The 16607-nt window shown below is 72.2% G+C and carries 13 protein-coding genes; all 13 read right to left on the bottom strand.

Going from position 1 to position 16607, the window contains the following annotated elements:
• Positions 1–118: 118 nt before the first annotated feature.
• On the bottom strand, positions 119–1726 hold the full coding sequence (locus AC07PU_RS05105) for an ABC transporter substrate-binding protein (protein ID WP_495315784.1): 1608 nt from the start codon (positions 1724–1726) through the stop codon (positions 119–121).
• 40 nt (positions 1727–1766) lie between these two features.
• Positions 1767–3485 carry a hydantoinase B/oxoprolinase family protein gene (locus AC07PU_RS05100; protein WP_495315782.1) on the bottom strand — a complete coding sequence of 573 codons (1719 nt, stop codon included), beginning with the start codon at positions 3483–3485 and terminating at the stop codon, positions 1767–1769.
• Positions 3482–5221 (bottom strand): hydantoinase B/oxoprolinase family protein, encoded by a 1740-nt coding sequence (locus AC07PU_RS05095; protein WP_495315780.1) that lies wholly within the window; start codon positions 5219–5221, stop codon positions 3482–3484. The genes AC07PU_RS05100 and AC07PU_RS05095 overlap by 4 nt, the downstream gene beginning before the upstream one ends.
• On the bottom strand, positions 5218–7377 hold the full coding sequence (locus tag AC07PU_RS05090) for a hydantoinase/oxoprolinase family protein (RefSeq protein WP_495315778.1): 2160 nt from the start codon (positions 7375–7377) through the stop codon (positions 5218–5220). Before AC07PU_RS05090 ends, AC07PU_RS05095 begins: the two co-directional genes overlap by 4 nt.
• 38 nt (positions 7378–7415) lie before the next feature.
• The gene (metC, locus tag AC07PU_RS05085; RefSeq protein WP_495315776.1) at positions 7416–8690 is read right to left on the bottom strand and encodes a cystathionine beta-lyase; all 1275 of its coding nucleotides are present in this window, start codon (positions 8688–8690) and stop codon (positions 7416–7418) included.
• Positions 8687–9322, bottom strand: coding sequence for a cysteine dioxygenase family protein (locus AC07PU_RS05080; protein WP_495315774.1), 636 nt, complete (start codon positions 9320–9322; stop codon positions 8687–8689). Before AC07PU_RS05080 ends, metC begins: the two co-directional genes overlap by 4 nt.
• Positions 9323–9338: 16 nt before the next feature.
• Positions 9339–10217, bottom strand: coding sequence for an amino acid ABC transporter ATP-binding protein (locus AC07PU_RS05075; protein WP_495315772.1), 879 nt, complete (start codon positions 10215–10217; stop codon positions 9339–9341).
• Positions 10204–11040 (bottom strand): amino acid ABC transporter permease, encoded by an 837-nt coding sequence (locus tag AC07PU_RS05070; protein ID WP_495315770.1) that lies wholly within the window; start codon positions 11038–11040, stop codon positions 10204–10206. Before AC07PU_RS05070 ends, AC07PU_RS05075 begins: the two co-directional genes overlap by 14 nt.
• Positions 11030–11776, bottom strand: a complete 747-nt coding sequence (locus AC07PU_RS05065) for an amino acid ABC transporter permease (protein ID WP_495315768.1) — start codon at positions 11774–11776, stop codon at positions 11030–11032. Before AC07PU_RS05065 ends, AC07PU_RS05070 begins: the two co-directional genes overlap by 11 nt.
• 135 nt (positions 11777–11911) lie before the next feature.
• Positions 11912–12766, bottom strand: coding sequence for a transporter substrate-binding domain-containing protein (locus AC07PU_RS05060; protein WP_495315766.1), 855 nt, complete (start codon positions 12764–12766; stop codon positions 11912–11914).
• 70 nt (positions 12767–12836) lie between these two features.
• A complete protein-coding gene (locus tag AC07PU_RS05055) occupies positions 12837–14528 on the bottom strand; it encodes a rhodanese-like domain-containing protein (RefSeq protein ID WP_495315764.1) in 1692 nt (563 codons plus the stop codon).
• Positions 14529–14612: 84 nt separating this feature from the next.
• Complete coding sequence (locus AC07PU_RS05050; protein ID WP_495315762.1) at positions 14613–15521, bottom strand: SDR family NAD(P)-dependent oxidoreductase; 909 nt, start codon at positions 15519–15521, stop codon at positions 14613–14615.
• The gene (locus AC07PU_RS05045; RefSeq protein WP_296800268.1) at positions 15518–16594 is read right to left on the bottom strand and encodes an ABC transporter substrate-binding protein; all 1077 of its coding nucleotides are present in this window, start codon (positions 16592–16594) and stop codon (positions 15518–15520) included. The genes AC07PU_RS05050 and AC07PU_RS05045 overlap by 4 nt, the downstream gene beginning before the upstream one ends.
• Positions 16595–16607: the final 13 nt, after the last annotated feature.

Here is a 16607-nt window from a genome sequence, read left to right as displayed (position 1 = left end):
AGTGGGGTCGCCTTTCTTTGCTTACTTTCTTTGGCGAGACAAAGAAAGTGAGCCGCCCGCCGGGGCGGGACCCGGCCTACGGCCTCACCAAAGAACAAAACCCCAAAACAAAAGAAGCCTACTTCTTGGCCTCATCAACATAGACATCCGCCAAATTCGACTCCACCCCATCCGCAGTCAACGAATGGTCATGCACCCGCTGATTAGCAATAGTGATGAACACAGGCTGATAGAGATTCAAATCCGGCACATCCCGCGCCACCGTCTCCTGAAACTCCTTGAACAGCTTCAGCCGCCGCGCAGGATCGTTCTCCACCGCCGCATCCTCGAGCAGCTTGTCCACCACAGGACTCTGATAGTGCGTGCCATTCGAGAACGGCACCCCCTTGATGAAGTTCTTCGACCAATACAACCGCTGCACCCCCACGGTCGGGTCGAACAAATTGCTCGCCCCGTTGTGCGTGAACGCGAAATCGCGGTCCGTGTAGATGCGCTTGATGAAGGCGCTCGGGTCCTGTGCCCGCACCGTCACCGCGATGCCGATGCGCGCCAGGGTCGAGCGCAGGTAGTCGGCCAGGCGTGGACCGTCGGCGCCGATCGGGTTGAAGTCCAGCGGCACGCTGAAGCGCACGCCGCCGGCCTTGCGCGGATAGCCGGCATCGTCGAGCAGGGCGTTGGCCTTCTTGAGGTCGAAGGCATAGGGCGAGGGCGCGGGATCGTGGAAGGCCTTGAGGCCGGGCGCGATCGGCGAATAGCTGACCTGGCCGTAGCCGTAGTTCACCACCTTCACGATCACGCCGCGGTCGACGGCATGGGCCACGGCCCGGCGCACCTTCTCGTTCTTGAAGTACTCGTTGTCGAGGTTGAACTCGAGCCGGGTCACGTTCGACGAGTAGCTGTTGCCCTTGGTCTCGAAGCGTAGCGCGGGCACCTTCTTGAGCCGCTCGAGGTCCGCGAGCGGCACCGGCGTGCGATAGCCGAGGTCGACGGTACCGGTCTCGAAGGCCACGGCGGCTGCCGCCGGGTCGGTCACGAAGCGCACGATCAGCTGGTCGATGAAGGGCTTGGGCTTGTCCCAGTACTCGGGATTGCGCTCGTACACGATGTGGCTGCCGCGCACCCACTCCTTGAACCTGAACGGGCCGGTGCCGATCGGCGCGTTGTTGTTTGGGTTGTTCGCCGGGTCGGTGCCCTCGTAGACGTGCTTGGGCACGATCGGCGTCTCGGTCGCGACCAGCGCGCGGATCAGGTAGGGCGCGGGCTTCGACAGCCGCAGGATCGCGGTGTACTTGTCGGGCGTGTCGATGGCCGTGAGGTTGGCAAAAGTGTTGCGGCCGCGCGGATGGATCTTCTTCAGCAGCTCGATCGAGTAGGCGACGTCGGCCGAGGTGAAGTCCTTGCCGTCGTGCCACTTCACGCCCTGGCGCAGCGTGAAGGTGTAGGTCAGGCCGTCGGGGCTGATGACCCACTTGGTCGCCAGCTGCGGCTGCGGATTGACGTCGTAGTCGTACTTGAGCAGGCCCTCGGTGACCTTGGCGCTGACGCTGAGGATCGGCGTGGCGACATTTCCGATGGTCACGAGCGCGGTCGGCTCGCTGGTCGACAGCAGGGTCAGGGTGCCGCTGTGGTTGGGCGGCGCGGCCTGCGTGGTGGCGGCGAGGCCGGCGGCGAGCAGCAGCGCGACGGCGGCGCGGCGGAGGTGCGGGGGGCGGAGCAGGGAAGACATGGTGGGAGGAGCGAGAACGGAAAGAAGAAGAGGAACGAAATCAGGCCAGCGCAGGATCGGTCGCGGGCGCCGGCACGGCCGTCACCAGCCCTTCGCGCAGGTCGCGCGCGATAGCGGCTCCGGCACGCTGGGCGGCATCGCCGAGGCCACCGCCGCCGGGCGTCTCGACCACCAGCTTGTCGCCGGCCGGAATGAGCTGGCGCCCCTTGGCGCGCAGCGCGCGGCCCGAGGCCAGCCGCAGCCGGCCCGGCGCGCCGTCGCCGCCGCCGAGCGCGCCGCGCGCCGGATGGTCGACGCGGTCGAAGGCGGCGGCGATCAGGAAGGCCGCGTCGGGCTGCGCATGGCGCACCTCGATCACCTGGCCCAGGCCGCCACGCACGGTGCCGGCACCGCCCGAGTCGACGCGGAACTCCTTGCGCTCGAACAGCAGCGGTGCCTGGGTCTCGAGGATCTCGAGCGAGACGTTGCGCACGCCGCTCGGGTAGGCGGTGACCGAGAGGCCGTCCTTGCCGGGCCGCGCGCCGGTGCCGCCGGTGCTGAAGCTGATCACGTTGAAGCGCGGCCCGCGGCGCACCGCCTCGGCATCGGCCGGCGCGGTGCCGGCCAGCACCTCGCCGCCCACGAGCTGCAGGTTCCACAGCGACGACGAGCCCTCGGCCGGCACGCGGTCGGGCCGGGCCTGGCGCAGCGCGCCGAACACGGCATCGGGCAGCAGCTGGCCGATGACGTGGCGCGCGGTCACGGCCGCGGGATGCAGCGCATGCAGGATGCAGCCCTCGGGCGCGGCGACGCGGATCGGCGCCAGCGAGCCCGCGTTGTTGGGCACGTCGGCGCCCACCAGGCAGCGGATGCCGAAGGAGGTGTAGGCGTCGGTGTAGGCCTTGGGCACGTTGATGCCGCGCGCCACCGTGCCCGAGGTGCCGGCGAAGTCCACGTCGATGCCGTCGTCGCCGATGGTCACGGCCACCTGCAGCGTGATCGGCGCGTCGTAGCCGTCGGCCACCAGCGTGTGGTGCCAGGTGCCGCGCGGCCATTCGGCCAGCGCCTCGCGCATGGCCTGCGCCGAGCGCGCGATGACGAAGTCGCCGAGCGCCTCGAGGTCGACCAGGCCGAACTCGCGCAGCAGGGTGCGCAGCCGCCGGCCGCCGACCTCGTTGCAGGCCACGAGCGCGAACAGATCGCCCTCGACCTGCTCGGGATCGCGCACGTTGGCGCGGATGATGGCGTGCACCGCCGGGTCGACCGTGCCGCGGCGCACGAAGCGCAGGATCGGCAGGAACAGGCCCTCGTGATAGATCTCCAGCCCGTCGGGACTCGAGCCGATGCCGCCGATGTCGACCACGTGCAGCGTGGAGGCGAACAGCGCGACCGCGCGTCGCGCCGCGCCCTCGCCATGGAACACCGGCGTGACCATGGTCATGTCGAACAGGTGGCCGGTGCCCTTCCACGGGTCGTTGGTGAGGAACACGTCGCCGTCTTCCATGGTCTCGATCGGGAAGCGGCGCAGGAAGTGCTTGACCGACTCGGCCATCGAGTTGACGTGGCCCGGCGTGCCGGTCACGGCCTGCGCGATCATGCGGCCGTCGGGCAGGAACACGCCGGCCGAGAGGTCGCCGGCCTCGCGCGTGGAGGTGCCGAAGGCGGTGCGGATCAGCGTCTGGGCCTGCTCCTCGACCACCGAGAGCAGGCGGTTCCAGGCGAGCTGGTGGCGGATCAGTTGGCGGCCGGCGGGGGCCGCGGGCTTGGGTGTGGAACTCATGCGTGGTGGTCCGAAAGTTCGGGGGCGAAGGAAGACGAAGAAGAAGGAAGGGAAGCCACGGCTGCATGGCTGATCAGCCCGGCTTCGAGGTCGCGCGCGATCAGCGCCGGATCGCGCTCCGAGGGATCGCAGAGGCCGGCACCGCCGGGCGTCTCGACCACCAGCACCTCGCCGGCCGGCACGAGCTGGCGCCCCTTGCCGCGCAAGGTCGTGCCCGCATGCTTGAGCCGTGCGGTGCCTGGCGCGCCATCGCCGCCGCCGAGCGCGCCGCGCGCCGGAAAGCGCACGCGGTCCCAGGTGGCCGACAGCACCATCGGGTCGCCGTCGGCGTTCTCGACCTCGATCACCTGGCCCAGCCCGCCGCGCGAAGTGCCCGCGCCGCCCGAATCGGGCCGGTACTCCTTGCGCCGGAACAGCAGCGGCGCCTGGGTCTCGAGGATCTCGAGGGAGACGTTGCGCACGCCGCTCGGGTAGGCGGTGGCCGAGAGGCCGTCCTTGCCGGGCCGCGCGCCGGTGCCGCCGGTGCTGAAGCTCACGATGTTGAAGCGGCGCGCGCGCCGCAGCGCGTCGTTGGGCCCGCCCTCGATCGGCTGGCCGCCGTACAGGCGGATGTTCCACAGCGACGAGGCGCCCTCGGCCGGCACGCGGTCGGGCCGGGCCTGGCGCAGCGCGCCGAACACCAGGTCGGGCAGCATCTGGCCGATGGCCGCGCGTGTGGCAACGGCCGCCGGCGGCAGCGCATGGACGATCGAGCCCTCGGGCGCGATCACGCGGATCGGCGCCAGCGAGCCCGAGTTGTTGGGCACGTCCGCGCCGATCAGGCAGCGGATGCCGAAGGAGGTGTAGGCATCGGTGTAGGCCTTGGGCACGTTGATGCCGCGCGCCACCGTGCCCGAGGTGCCCGCGAAGTCGACCAGGATGCCGTCGTCGGAGATCGTGACCGCCGCATGCAGCTCGACCGGCGTGTCGTAGCCGTCCACGGTCATGTGATTGCGCCAGGTGCCGCGCGGCCAGTCGGCCAGCGCGGCGCGCATGGCCTGGGCCGAGCGCTCGATCACGTAGTCGCCCTGCGCCCGCAGGTCGTCCAGCCCGAACTCGCGCAGCAGCCGCTGCAGCCGCGTCGCGCCCACCGCGTTGCAGGCCACCAGCGCATGCAGGTCGCCCTCGACCTGCTCGGGCTCGCGCACGTTGGCGCGCACGATGGCCAGCACCGACTCGTCGAGCACGCCGTCGCGCGCGAAGCGCAGCGGCGGCAGGAACAGGCCCTCGTGGTAGATCTCGAGCGCGTCGGGGCCGGCATTCACGCCGCCGATGTCGACCACGTGCACGGTCGAGGCGAACAGCGCCACCAGCCGGCCGCCGTGGAACACCGGCGTGACCATCACCACGTCGAACAGGTGGCCCGTGCCCTTCCAGGGATCGTTGGTGACGAACACGTCGCCGTCGCGCATGCTGTGGGCCGGAAAGGCGCGCAGGAAATGCAGCACCGAGTCGGCCATCGAGTTGACGTGGCCCGGCGTACCGGTCACGGCCTGCGCCACCATGCGGCCGTCGGGCAGGAACACGCCGGCCGACAGGTCGCCGGCCTCGCGCGTCGGCGTGCCGAAGGCGGTGCGGATCAGCGCCTGCGCCTGTTCCTCGACCACGGCGAGCAGGCGGCTCCACACGAGCTGCTGGCGCAGCGCCTGGCGCCCATTGGCGGTACTGGCGGTGTTGGCCGCGGTGGCAGCACTCATGCCGCCACCGCCGCTGCGTGCTCTTCCTCCTCGTGCCGCACGACCGTGGTGTCGTCGAGCACCAGCGCGCCGAGCCGGCTCACGCGCGCTTCGAAGCCCGCGATCAGTTGCGTGGTGGTCTCGTCCTCGACGACCAGCGCCGGGCCCTCGACCCACAGGCCGGGCCGCAGCGCGGCGCGCTCGTACACCGGCACCGCCTGCCAGCGGCCGGTCTCGGCGTCGTAGAGCTCGCGCGTGGCCGAGGCCGTGGCGCGGCCCTCGTCGGCCACGAGCCCGTCGGCCTCCGGCGCGGCGCGGCCGCCGGCTTCCACCGCGACCGACCAGCTCACGGCCTCGGCCGCGATGTGCGGCAGGCTGCGGCCGTAGAGCGCGGCATAGCGCGCCTCGAAGCGCTGGTGCAGCGCGGCGCTGGCGGCCGCGTCGAACGCGCCCTCGGGCAGCTCGACCGGGATCTCGTGGCCCTGGCCCGCATAGCGCATGAACACCACGCGCTGGCGCACCAGCGGCGCGCCCGGCGCGGCGCGCAGCACCACGTCGTCGGCGGTGGCGGTGAGTTCGTCGAGCAGCCGGCCCACGGCCGCATGGTCGATGCGGTCGAGCCGCTGGTGCAGGCTGCGCACCGTCTGGTAGGCCACCGGTGCCCAGAGGAAGCCCAGCGCCGAGCCCACGCCGGCCGAGTTCGGGATCACCAGCCGCGCGATGCCGAGCTTGCGCGCCAGCAGCGCCGCATGCAGCGGCGCCGCGCCGCCGAAGGCGATCAGCGTGCTCTCCTCGGCCACCTTGCCGAGTTCCGAGGCATGCACGCGCGCCGCGTTGGCCATGTTCTCGGTCACGATCTCGACCACCGCCTGCGCGGCCGCCTCGACCTCGAGCCCGGTCTGCGCGGCCACGCCCTGCAGCAACGCGGCGCGCGCGCGTTGCGGATCGAGCCGCACCTTGCCGACCGCGAAGCGCGCCGGGTCGATCGCGCCGAGCGCCGCATGCGCGTCGGTCACGGTCGGCTGCTCGCCGCCCAGGCCGTAGGCGGCCGGGCCGGGCGAGGAGCCCGCGCTGTCGGGGCCGACCTGCACCACGCCCAGGTGGTTGACGCGCGCGATCGAGCCGCCACCGGCGCCGATCTCCACCATCTCGATCACCGGGATGCGGATCGGCAGGCCCGAGCCCTTGAGGTGGCGGTGCACGCGGCCGAATTCGAAGCTGCGGCTCAGCTGCGGCTGGTAGTCGTCGATGAAGCAGATCTTGGCCGTGGTGCCGCCCATGTCGAACGAGAGCGCGCGCGTGGCGCCGATCTGCTCGGCCACCTGGCGCGCCAGCACCGCGCCGCCCGCGGGGCCCGACTCGACCAGCCGCACCGGCTCGTCGATGCCGGCCTGCAGCGTGGTGATGGCGCCGCCCGAGGTCATGAGGAAGGGCTCGGCCTTCAGGCCGCGTTCGCGCGCGCCTTCCCGCAGCCGGTGCAGGTAGCCGGCCACCTGCGGCTGCACGTAGGCATTGGCGCTGACGGTCGAGAGCCGCTCGTACTCGCGGATTTCGGGGCAGACGTCGGAGGCCAGCGACACCCACAGCTGCGGCGCATGCTCGCGCAGCAGCTCGCGCACGCGGCGCTCGTGCACGGGGTTCGCATAGCCGTGCAGGAAGCACACGGCCACGCTCTCGATGCCGTCGGCCACGAGCTGGCGCGCGAGCACGGCCACCTGCGCCTCGTCGAGCGGCGTGACCACGCGGCCGGCCGCGTCGGTGCGCTCGACCACGCCATGGCGCCAGTGGCGCGGCACCAGCGGCGCCGGCTTGTCGAGGAACACGTCGTACTGCGCGAAGCGGTCCTCCAGCCCGATCTCGACCAGGTCGCGGAAGCCGTGCGTGGTCAGCAGCGCCGTGGGCGCGCCCTTGCGCTCGATCAGCGCATTGGTGGCCAGCGTGGTGCCGAGGATCAGCAGCTCGACGTCGGCCCAGGCCGCGCCGGCCTGCTGCAGCACTTCCGCCACGCCGTCGAACACGGCCTGCTCGGGCGCGGCCGGCGTGGTGAGCACCTTCACGGTGTGCTTGCGCTCGCCGCGCAGCAGCACGATGTCGGTGAAGGTGCCGCCGACGTCGACCGCCACGCGCACGCGGGGGTCGATGACGGGGACGGTGGGGGAGGAGGAGTGCGAGGACATGGCGACGGTACGGGAAAAACGGGAGAGGAAGGAAAGGCTCAGAGCAGGTGCGCGCCTGCGCTCAATTCACGGAACGGCGCCGCGGCGGGGGCCGGTGCGGTTGCGGTTGCGGTTGCGGTTGCGATCGGCGTCGCCTTCGCGAAGGCCCGCGCCAGGTCGGCCACCAGGTCGCCCGGATCCTCGAGGCCGACATGCAGCCGCACCACCGGCGCATTGCCCTGCCACTGGCGGTGCTCACGCAGCCGCTCGGGCTGGGCCGCGAGCGCCAGGCTCTCGTAGCCGCCCCACGAGGCGCCGATGCCGAACAGCGTGAGCGCGTCGACGAAGGCATCGGCCTCGGCGGCCGTGGCATCGCGGAACGCGAAGGACACCAGGCCGCTCGCGCCGCTGAAGTCGCGCCGCCACAGCGCATGGCCCGGGTCTTCCGGCAGCGCCGGGTAATACACGCGGCCGACCTGCGGCTGCTGCTGCAGGAAGCGCGCGACCTCGGTGGCATTGCGCTGGTGCTGCGCGAGCCGCACTGGCAGCGTGCGCAGGCCGCGCAGCGCCAGGTAGGCGTCGTCGGCACCGATGGTCAGGCCCAGCGCCTCGTGCGCGCTCAGAAGCTTCGCGGCCAGCGCGGGGCTGTCGACCACCACGATGCCCTGCATCAGGTCGGAGTGGCCCGAGATGTACTTGGTGGCGGCCTGGATCGAGATGTTGGCGCCGAGCGCGAGCGGCTTGTAGAACCAGCCGCCGCTCCAGGTGTTGTCGGTGGCCACGGTCACGCCGCGATCGCGCGCGATCTTGCTGAGCGCGGGCAGGTCGAGCACCTCGTAGAGCAGCGAGGTCGGCGACTCGAGGTACAGCAGCCGCGTGTTGGGCCGCAGCAGGCTCGCCAGGTCGTCGTGCGCGGGCGAGAAATATTCGACCGTGATGTTCAGCCGCTTGAGCAGGGTGCTGTCGACGCGCCGCAGCGGCGCATACACGCCGTCGGCCACCAGCGCATGGTCGCCGGGCGACAGCAGCGCGAGCAGCACCAGCGTGATCGCCGACAGGCCCGAGGGCGTGAGGAAGGCGCGGTGCCCGCCCTCGAGCGCGGTCACTGCATCCTCGAGCGCGCGGTGCGTGTCGAGGCCATGACGGCCGTAGGAGGCCACGCGCTCGCCCGCGGCGCGGCGGTGGTGATGGTCGGCATGGGCAGCGGTGTTCTCGAAGCGCACGGTGCTCGTGCGCACCACGGGCACGTTGACCGGGCCCGAGCCGGCGCGCAGCTGCGGCGCGCCCGCATGCAGCAGCCGCGTCGCGTCGTGCAAGCCATCGGCCGCGCTCATGCCACCGCCTTGCTCGGCTGCAGCTGCGTCGCGTTGTAGTTGACGATCGCGCCGGTCTCGAGGTTCACGCCGATGCGGCGCGACAGTGTCTCGAGCGGCTGGCCGTAGAGATGGAAATGCAGCGTCGGCCGATCGCCGATCACATGGATGCTGTGCAGGTCCTCGGGCAGGAAGGCGATCGAGGTGCCGGGCTGCACCGTCACCTCGCGCTCGAGTTCGAGCCGCGCCTGCGCGGGATCGCTGCCGTCGTCGGTGCGCCGGTAGACGCGGTTCTCCTCCTGGCCCTCGACCGCCACGATGGTGGCCCAGGTCGTGTGGTTGTGCGGGATCGAGGTCTTGCCGGGATTGATCGAGTTCAGGTAGAGCGCCACGTCGTCGTCGCCGTCCCCGGGGTTGAGCCGGTAGCGCGTGGACGCGCCCACGCCTTCGCTCGCGGCCGGCGGCGGGAAATCCTCGCGCGTGAACAGGGCGGCGTTGGCCGCGAGCTTCTCGAGCCGCGCCGTGATGCGCGCGAGCACCGCGCGGTCGAGTGCCTGGGCGGCGGCGATGGCGCGGATGTCGGCCAGGGCCTGGTCGACGGCGATGCGGCGTTGCGCCGCGATGGCGGTCGTGTCGTTCTGGGATGTGGTCATGGGGAGCCTCGGTGGGTCAGAGGGCGAAGCGCAGCCGGTCGAAGGGCGGCGTTTCGGGGAACGGGGCGGGGCGGCGCGCGGGCACGGCGGCGTCCGCCTCGTCGGAGCGGTCGCGCGCGCCGTCGCCGAGCGCGCGGTGCAGGAAGGCGCGCGTGCGGTCGCTCGCGGGTGCGCGGAAGATGCGCGCGGGCGGGCCGTGCTCGACGATCACGCCGGCCTCGGTGAAGTAGACGGTGTCGCTGATCTCCTCGGCGAAGCGCATCTCGTGCGTCACCAGCACGCAGGTCAGGCCTTCGCGCACCAGGTCGCGGATCACGGTCAGCACCTCGCCCACGGTCTCGGGGTCGAGCGCCGAGGTCACCTCGTCGAACAGCATCAGCTCGGGCCGCATCGCGAGCGCGCGCGCGATCGCCACGCGCTGCTGCTGCCCGCCCGAGAGCTCGCCCGGATAGGCCGCGGCCTTGTGCGAGAGCCGCACCTTGTCGAGCAGCTCGCGCGCCTCGCGCTCGGCGGCGGCGCGCTCGCGGCCGGCCACGCGCGTGGGTGCGATCATCAGGTTCTCGAGCACCGTGAGGTGCGGGAACAGGTTGTACTGCTGGAACACGAAGCCCACGCGCTTGCGCAGCGCGATGAACTCGGCCTCGGCGCGCAGCGCGTCCACGCGCGTGTCGCCGACGCGGATCTCGCCGCGCTGCGGGCGCAGCAGCCCGGTGATGCAGCGCAGGATGGTCGACTTGCCCGAGCCCGAGGGCCCGATGATCGACACCGCCTGGCCGCGCTGCACCTCGAGCGAGATGCCGCGCAGCACCGCGTTGGCGCCGAAGGCGAGCTCCACGTCGCGCAGGGCGACCAGGGGCGTGTCGGAGATGGGGGTGGCGGTCTCAATGGCGGGCATGGCGGCGTTCCAGCGCGCGCGTGGCGCGGGCGATCGGGTAGCAGTAGGCGAAGAACACGGCGAGCAGCGTGAAATAGACCAGCACCGTGAAGTCGGTGCGTGCCACCGTGTTGCTTGCGACCTGGGCCGCATCGACCACGTCGTGCGCGCCGACCAGCGAGGACAGCGCCGTGCTCATCGTGATGCTCGCGTAGAGGTTCATCCACGGCGGCAGCATGCGGCGCAGGCACTGCGGCAGCACGATCAGCCGGAAGATCTCGCCGCGCCGGAAGGCCAGCGACTGCGCGGCCTCCCATTGCGCGCTCGGAATCGACTGGATCGCGCCGCGGAAGATCTCGGCCACCACCGCGCTGGTGGGCAGTGCGAGGCCCAGCACCACCTTGAGCCAGTCGGGGAAGGGCACGGTCCAGGCCACCAGCCGCAGCTCGAACGGAAACACGTAGGTGGTGAAATAGATCAGCACCAGCACCGGCGCGTTGCGGAAGAACTGCACGTACCAGCGCGTGGCCCCGCGCACCGGCGCGAACGGCGAGAACGACAGCGCGCCCACCAGCAGCCCCACGGCGGTGCCGATCGCCATCGCGAGCACGCTGATCTGGACGTTGGTGAGCAAGCCCAGCAGCAGCGTGGGCGACCATCGCCACAGGTGGCGCAGCGCGACGGGCGTGGTGCCGGTGGCGGTCCAGGCCGCGACCAGCAGCAGCACGGCGGCCAGCGCGGCGAGCCAGGGATGGCGGCGCGGATCGAGGTGCGCGATGAAGCCGGCGCCAGCATTGGCTCCGAGCGGGGAAGCGGCCGGGGCCGCGGCGATCTCACTGGCCATAGCCGGGCATCCGCCAGCGCGCCTCGAGCCAGCGCCCGGCCAGGCTCACGAGCCAGGTCAGCAGGCCGAAGTACAGCAGGATCAGCAGCAGCAGCTCGAGCACGTTGTCGCGCTGCGTCCAGATCATGATCGACTCGTAGGTCACGTCGCCCACGGCAATGGCGGAAGCCACCGCGGTCATCTTGACCAGGTCGACCAGGTTGTTGACCAGCGACGGCAGCGCGAAGCGCAGCGCCAGCGGCAGCTCGACGCGCCACAGCAGCTGGCGCTGCGAGAAGCCCAGCGAGCGCGCGGCCTCGAGCGTGACGCGCGGCACCGCCTCGATGCCCGCGCGCAGCGCCTCGGCATGGAACACGCCCTTGTGCAGCGCGACCACGATCACCACCCAGACGAAGGGCGTCAGCGGATTGCCGCCCAGGCCCTGCAGCTGCTGCGTGATCAGCATGTTGAGCACGAGGAAGGCGCAATAGAGCTGCACCAGCGTCGGCGTGTTGCGCGTGACCTCCACGAAGGCGCGCGCCGGCAGCGCGACCCAGCGCCGCGGCGAGGTCAGCGCGGCCGCGATCGCCACGCCGGCCGCGAGGCTGCAGGGCACGGTCAGCACGCAGAGCTCGAAGGTGACGAGCAGGCCGCGCAGGAAGGCCTGGCGCTCGCCCGCGTCGAGCACGAAGGCGTAGTTGAGGCCCAGGGTCTTGAGCGCGACCACGGCCTGCGCGAGCAGTCCGGCGTCGTTCATGGCTGGCGCGCCGACGATGGCGTGTCGGTGGAGTGGCGTGGCTTCATGGCGCGAACGGAAAGGGCAGGGCGCGGCGCCGGTTCAGGGGCGCCGCTCACCGCGAACGAAAAGATGCGGTGCGGCCGGGCCGTGTATTCAGGGCGCGGCGCGCAGCTTGGCCTGCAGCTCGGGCAGCAGCGGCTGCGGCGGCTCGATGCCGTTGCGCTTCTCGGTCTCGATCAGCCAGCCGCTGCGGTGCCATTGCTTGACCACCTTGTCGACGGCGGCGATGGTGTCGGCCTCGCCCTTGCGGGCCCAGACCACCGAGGGCGCGGGCAGGATCTCGTCGCGGATCGGCGCGGCGTAGGCGGCCCACTCGGGATTGCTGCGCAGCAGCGGCTGGATCAGCGTGGCGTCGTGCACGGCGGCCACGCAGTTGCCGCCGCGCAGCGCCAGCAGCGACTCTTGCGCGGTCTTGAAGCCGCGCACCTGGGCGCCGTACTGTTCCTGCAGCGGCTTCACGAAGCTGCTGCCCTGCGAGGCGCACACGGTCTTGCCGCGCAGGTCCTCCCACTTGGCGATGCCGCTGGTCTTGAGCACGGCGGCCGTGCCGCCCACGCGGTAGAACGGCGTCGGCGCATGGCCGAGGATCTCGCCGCGGTCGGCGTTGTATTCCATCGAGGCGATCAGCAGGTCGACCTTGCCCGACTGCAGGAACTGCACCCGGTTGGCCGGTTGCACCTGCACCAGCTCGACCTCGGCGCCGAGCTGCTTGGCGAGGTCGCGAGCGAGGTCGGGGTTCCAGCCCACGAGCTGCTGCGTGGCCGGGTCGATCGAGCCGAAGGGCCCGCCGTTGACCACCACGCCGATCGCGACCTTGCCGCGCTGCTTGATGCGGTCGAGCGTGGCGTCGGCATGGGCCGCGCCGGCCAGGCCGAGCAGGGTGGCGAGCGCCGCGGCGGCGAATCGGGAGGAAGAGGGGGAGAAACGCGAACGCGGACGGGAAGTCATCGAATGAAAGGGGCGAAGCAGGGCAGGCGGCGATCTTCCGAGGCCGCGCCTGCCGTCGCAACGAAGGCCTTCAACTATCGATATGCGCTTTTCCGTGCAAGCCTCGGGTCGCTTCGCCGTGCGGCCGGAACACGGCCAGTTCGTCGCCCGCGCATTGCGCGATCAGGCCCAGCTCCCAGTCGAGGTAGCGGCGCGCCGCGTCGAGGTTGCCGTCGTGCCGGTCGTGCACGAAGAACAGGTAGTCGATGGCCTCGGCATCGCCGGGCGACGCGGGCGTGGCCTCGACGCCGTGGCCCGCGGCCGAGAGCGCCTCGTGCGTGGTCCAGGTCGGCGCGGGCCAGCCGGCATCGCGCAGGTCGGCGGCGGCGAGCCGTGCCACCAGCGCGTCGGGCGCGATCAGCAGCAGCGGACGGCGCGTGTCGCCGCCGGTGGCGGTGCGCGCATCGGCCAGCAGGCGCGGGCGGATGGACCAGCGCGCGCCGTGCACGTGGGCCTGGCGGTAGGCCGGCGACGGACGCAGGTCGAGCAGCACCGTGCCTTCGGGCAGCGCGGCCAGTCGTTCGGCCGAGGCCGAAGCGGGCACCGGGCCCAGCGCCGGCGCCGCGCCCTCGGGCACGCGCAGCCCGCTCGCGAGGCCGCCATCGACCAGCGCGGCCTCAAGGCCCAGCCGGCGCAGCCACAGCGCGATCACCGGCGCGCGCACGCCATCGTCGTCGAGCACCAGCACGCGCGCATGGCGCACGCCGATCTGCTGGTCGGTGGCCTGCAGCAACTGGCCGCCCGGCGCATGGCGCGCGCCGGGCAGGCTGCCGGCCGCGAATTCCTCGGCCGTGCGCACGTCGAACACGAAGGCGGTGCGGTTGGCGTCGTCGAGCCAGGCCTGTGCCGCGGCACGCGACAGCACCGGCACGCCGAAGCGCCGCGCGGCGGCCTCGGCACTCGCGCGCGCGGCTTCGTGCTGCGCCGCATCGGGCGCGGCCGGCAGCGCGCGGCGGCTGCCGCGTTCGAGCGCGAGGCCGGCCAGCGCCCAGCCCTGGGTGCCGTTCTCGAGCGCGAACACCGGGTTGGGCACGCCGAGGTCGCGCAGGATCTGCGCGCCGACGATGCTGCGGGTGCGGCCCGCGCAGTGCACCACGATCGGCGTGCGCTCGTCGCTCACCTGGGTGCGCCAGCGCAGCGCCAGTTCGCCGTTGGGCACGGGAATGGCGCCGGGCAGCGTCATCTTGCGGTGCTCCTCGAGCGTGCGGCCGTCGAGCAGCACGAAGGGCTCGGCTTCGCGCTGCCAGCGCGCCAGCGTGGGCGCGTCGATGTGCGGCACCTCGAAGGCATGCTCCGCGACCTCGCCGAAGGTCTTCGAAGGCAGGTTCACGCCCTTGAACAGCGTGCGGCCCGCGCGCTCCCAGGCCGGCGCGCCGCCGGCCAGCACCGAGACGCCGGACCAGCCGAGTGCGGCCAGCCGCACGGCCGCGCGCCGGGCCAGCGCATCGCCGTCGATGCCGTCGTCGAACAGCACGGTGCGGGTCGCGCGGCGCGGCACCAGCCGCGCCACCTCGGGCTCGAGCCGGCTGTAGGCCGCATGCACCGCGAAGAAGGGATGGCCCTCGCCGTACTGGCCGTGCTCGCGGATGTCGAGCAGCGCGAGCTCGTCGCCGTCCTGCAGCCAGCGCTGCAGGGTGGCGGCATCGATGGCGGGCACGCGTTCGGGGAGGGAAGAGGGCGCCGCGCCGGTGGCGGGCGCCGCGAGATCGGCGAGTGAGGACATGGAATGGGGACGGTGAAAACCGGCGGCACCTTAGCGGCCGCCGATGGGCGCGGCTACGAAGCCTTCCGCATAAGCAAATGCGGTTCAGGCCGCGAGCGACTCGGCCACGAAGTCCTCGATGCGCCGTGGTGGCCGGCCCAGCACGCGTTCCACCGTGTCGGTGACGGTGGCCGCCTCGCCGGCACCGATCAGCGCGGCGAATTGCGCATGCACCCGCGCGATGTAGGGCGAGGGCGCTTGTGCCTGGCGCGCCGCGAGTTCCTGCGGCGACAGCGGCTCGGCCACCACCGGCCGGCCGCTGAGGCCGGCGGCGATGCGCGCGAGCTCGCCATGGTCGACGGCGCGCGCACCGGTCAGCACCCAGGGGGCGGGCGGCGCCTCTTCCGCGTCGTTCAGCAGCGCCTCGACCGCCACGTCGGCGATGTCGCGCGCATCGATGTAGGCCACGCGCGGCAGGCCCGGCGGCGCGTGCAGCACATCGCCCGCGGCCAGCTCGGCCGCCAGCCGCGCGAGCACCACTTGCGTCCAGGCATTGGGGCGCAGCACGCGGTGCGCGATGCCCGATGCGGCCAGCGCGGCCTCGATGCGCGCATGCGCGTCGCCCGACAGCGAACGGCCCGGCGGCTCGATGGTCCAGTGCGAGCCCGAGAGCTTGACGATGCGGCGCACGCCGGCTTCGGCCGCGGCCTCGATGGCGGCGATCTGCTGCGCGGCCAGCTCGGGCACGATCGGCGACAGCAGGAACAGGTGCGAGACGCCCTCGAAGGCGCGCCGCAGCGAGGCCCGGTCCTCGAGGTCGCCCACCGCCACCTCGAAGGGCGCGCGCTCGTGTCGGCTCTGGTCGGCCAGCGCGGCGGCATTCGCCACCTGCCGCGTGAAGGCGCGCACCACAGCGCCGCGCTCGCGCAGCCGCGGCACCAGCAGGCGGCCGAGCCGGCCGGTGGCACCGGTCACGAGGATGCGCGGCGCCGGGTTGGAGTTCGCGGCGCTCATGCGGCGGCGAGCACCGCGGCTTCGGGCGCTGCCGCCTTGCCGGCACGCAACGCACGCAAGGGCTCGGCATCGACCCACTCGCCGAGGTCGAAGTCGCCCGGCAGGAAGCCCCACTGCAGCAGGAAGTCCTTGAAATGCCCGATCGCCTCGACCAGCGGCGCGTCGAGACCGATGCCCAGGTGCCGGTGCACCTCGGGCCCGTTCGAGGCCAGCACCGCTTCCTCGCTGGTGGCGATCTCGCGCGCCACGAAGCGCACCGTCTCGTCGGGATGGTCCTCGGCCCAGCGGCCCGCGCGCTCGACCACCTCGAGCAGGCGCAGCACCAGGTCGGGCCGCCGCTCGGACAGCGCCGCATCGACCGTCAGCACGCGCGGCGTGCCGTTGTTGATGCGGATCTTCGGATCGGGATGGCTGCCGAACTCGGACACCACCTGGGCGCCGATCAGGTTCGCGACCACCAGGCCCTCGGCGCCCTTGACGAAGATCGCGTCGACCTCGCCGCGCACCAGCGCCTCGACCTCGCGGAAATAGGGATGGCGCCGGCGCAGCCCGAACAGGCTGGGCTCGCCCTGCGCGAGGATCACCGATTCCTCGATCGGCAGCTGCACCAGCGTGAGGTCCTCGGTCGTGAGGCCGGCCAGCGACAGCGCCGACACCACGCCCTTGAGCGCGGTGGCGCGGTGGAAGTCGATCAGGTCGTTGACGCGGCGCGGCACCGCGAAGCGGCGGCCCGCGAGCTGCTCGATCGACGCGATGCCGCGTCCCGGCAGGGTCACGATGGCCTGGAACTCGTCGGTCCAGGTGATCGCCACCAGCCGCGTCGCGCGGCCGTTGGCGCGGGCCCAGATCGGCGGGATGTTGCCGCCCTGGCGGAAGGACCAGGCCAGGTGGTGGTCGAAGTGGCTCTCGCGGATGCTGCGGTCCTTCGAGTCGATGATCGATTCGATCGCGATGCCTTCCTCGGCGAAGGTCTGGGCCAGCCAGCCCTGGCGCGCGGCGATGCCCAGCGGCGAGGGCACGGGGCAGCGCGTGTACCAGAGCACGTCGGGGCGGTCGGTGGTGGCGGTGGTCATGGAGAGGGTTCCT

Source organism: Variovorax sp. GW821-FHT10D07, from assembly GCF_059415325.1.
The sequence above is the reverse complement of the archived record's forward strand: the minus strand, read 5'-3'. Positions and strand labels throughout refer to the sequence as shown.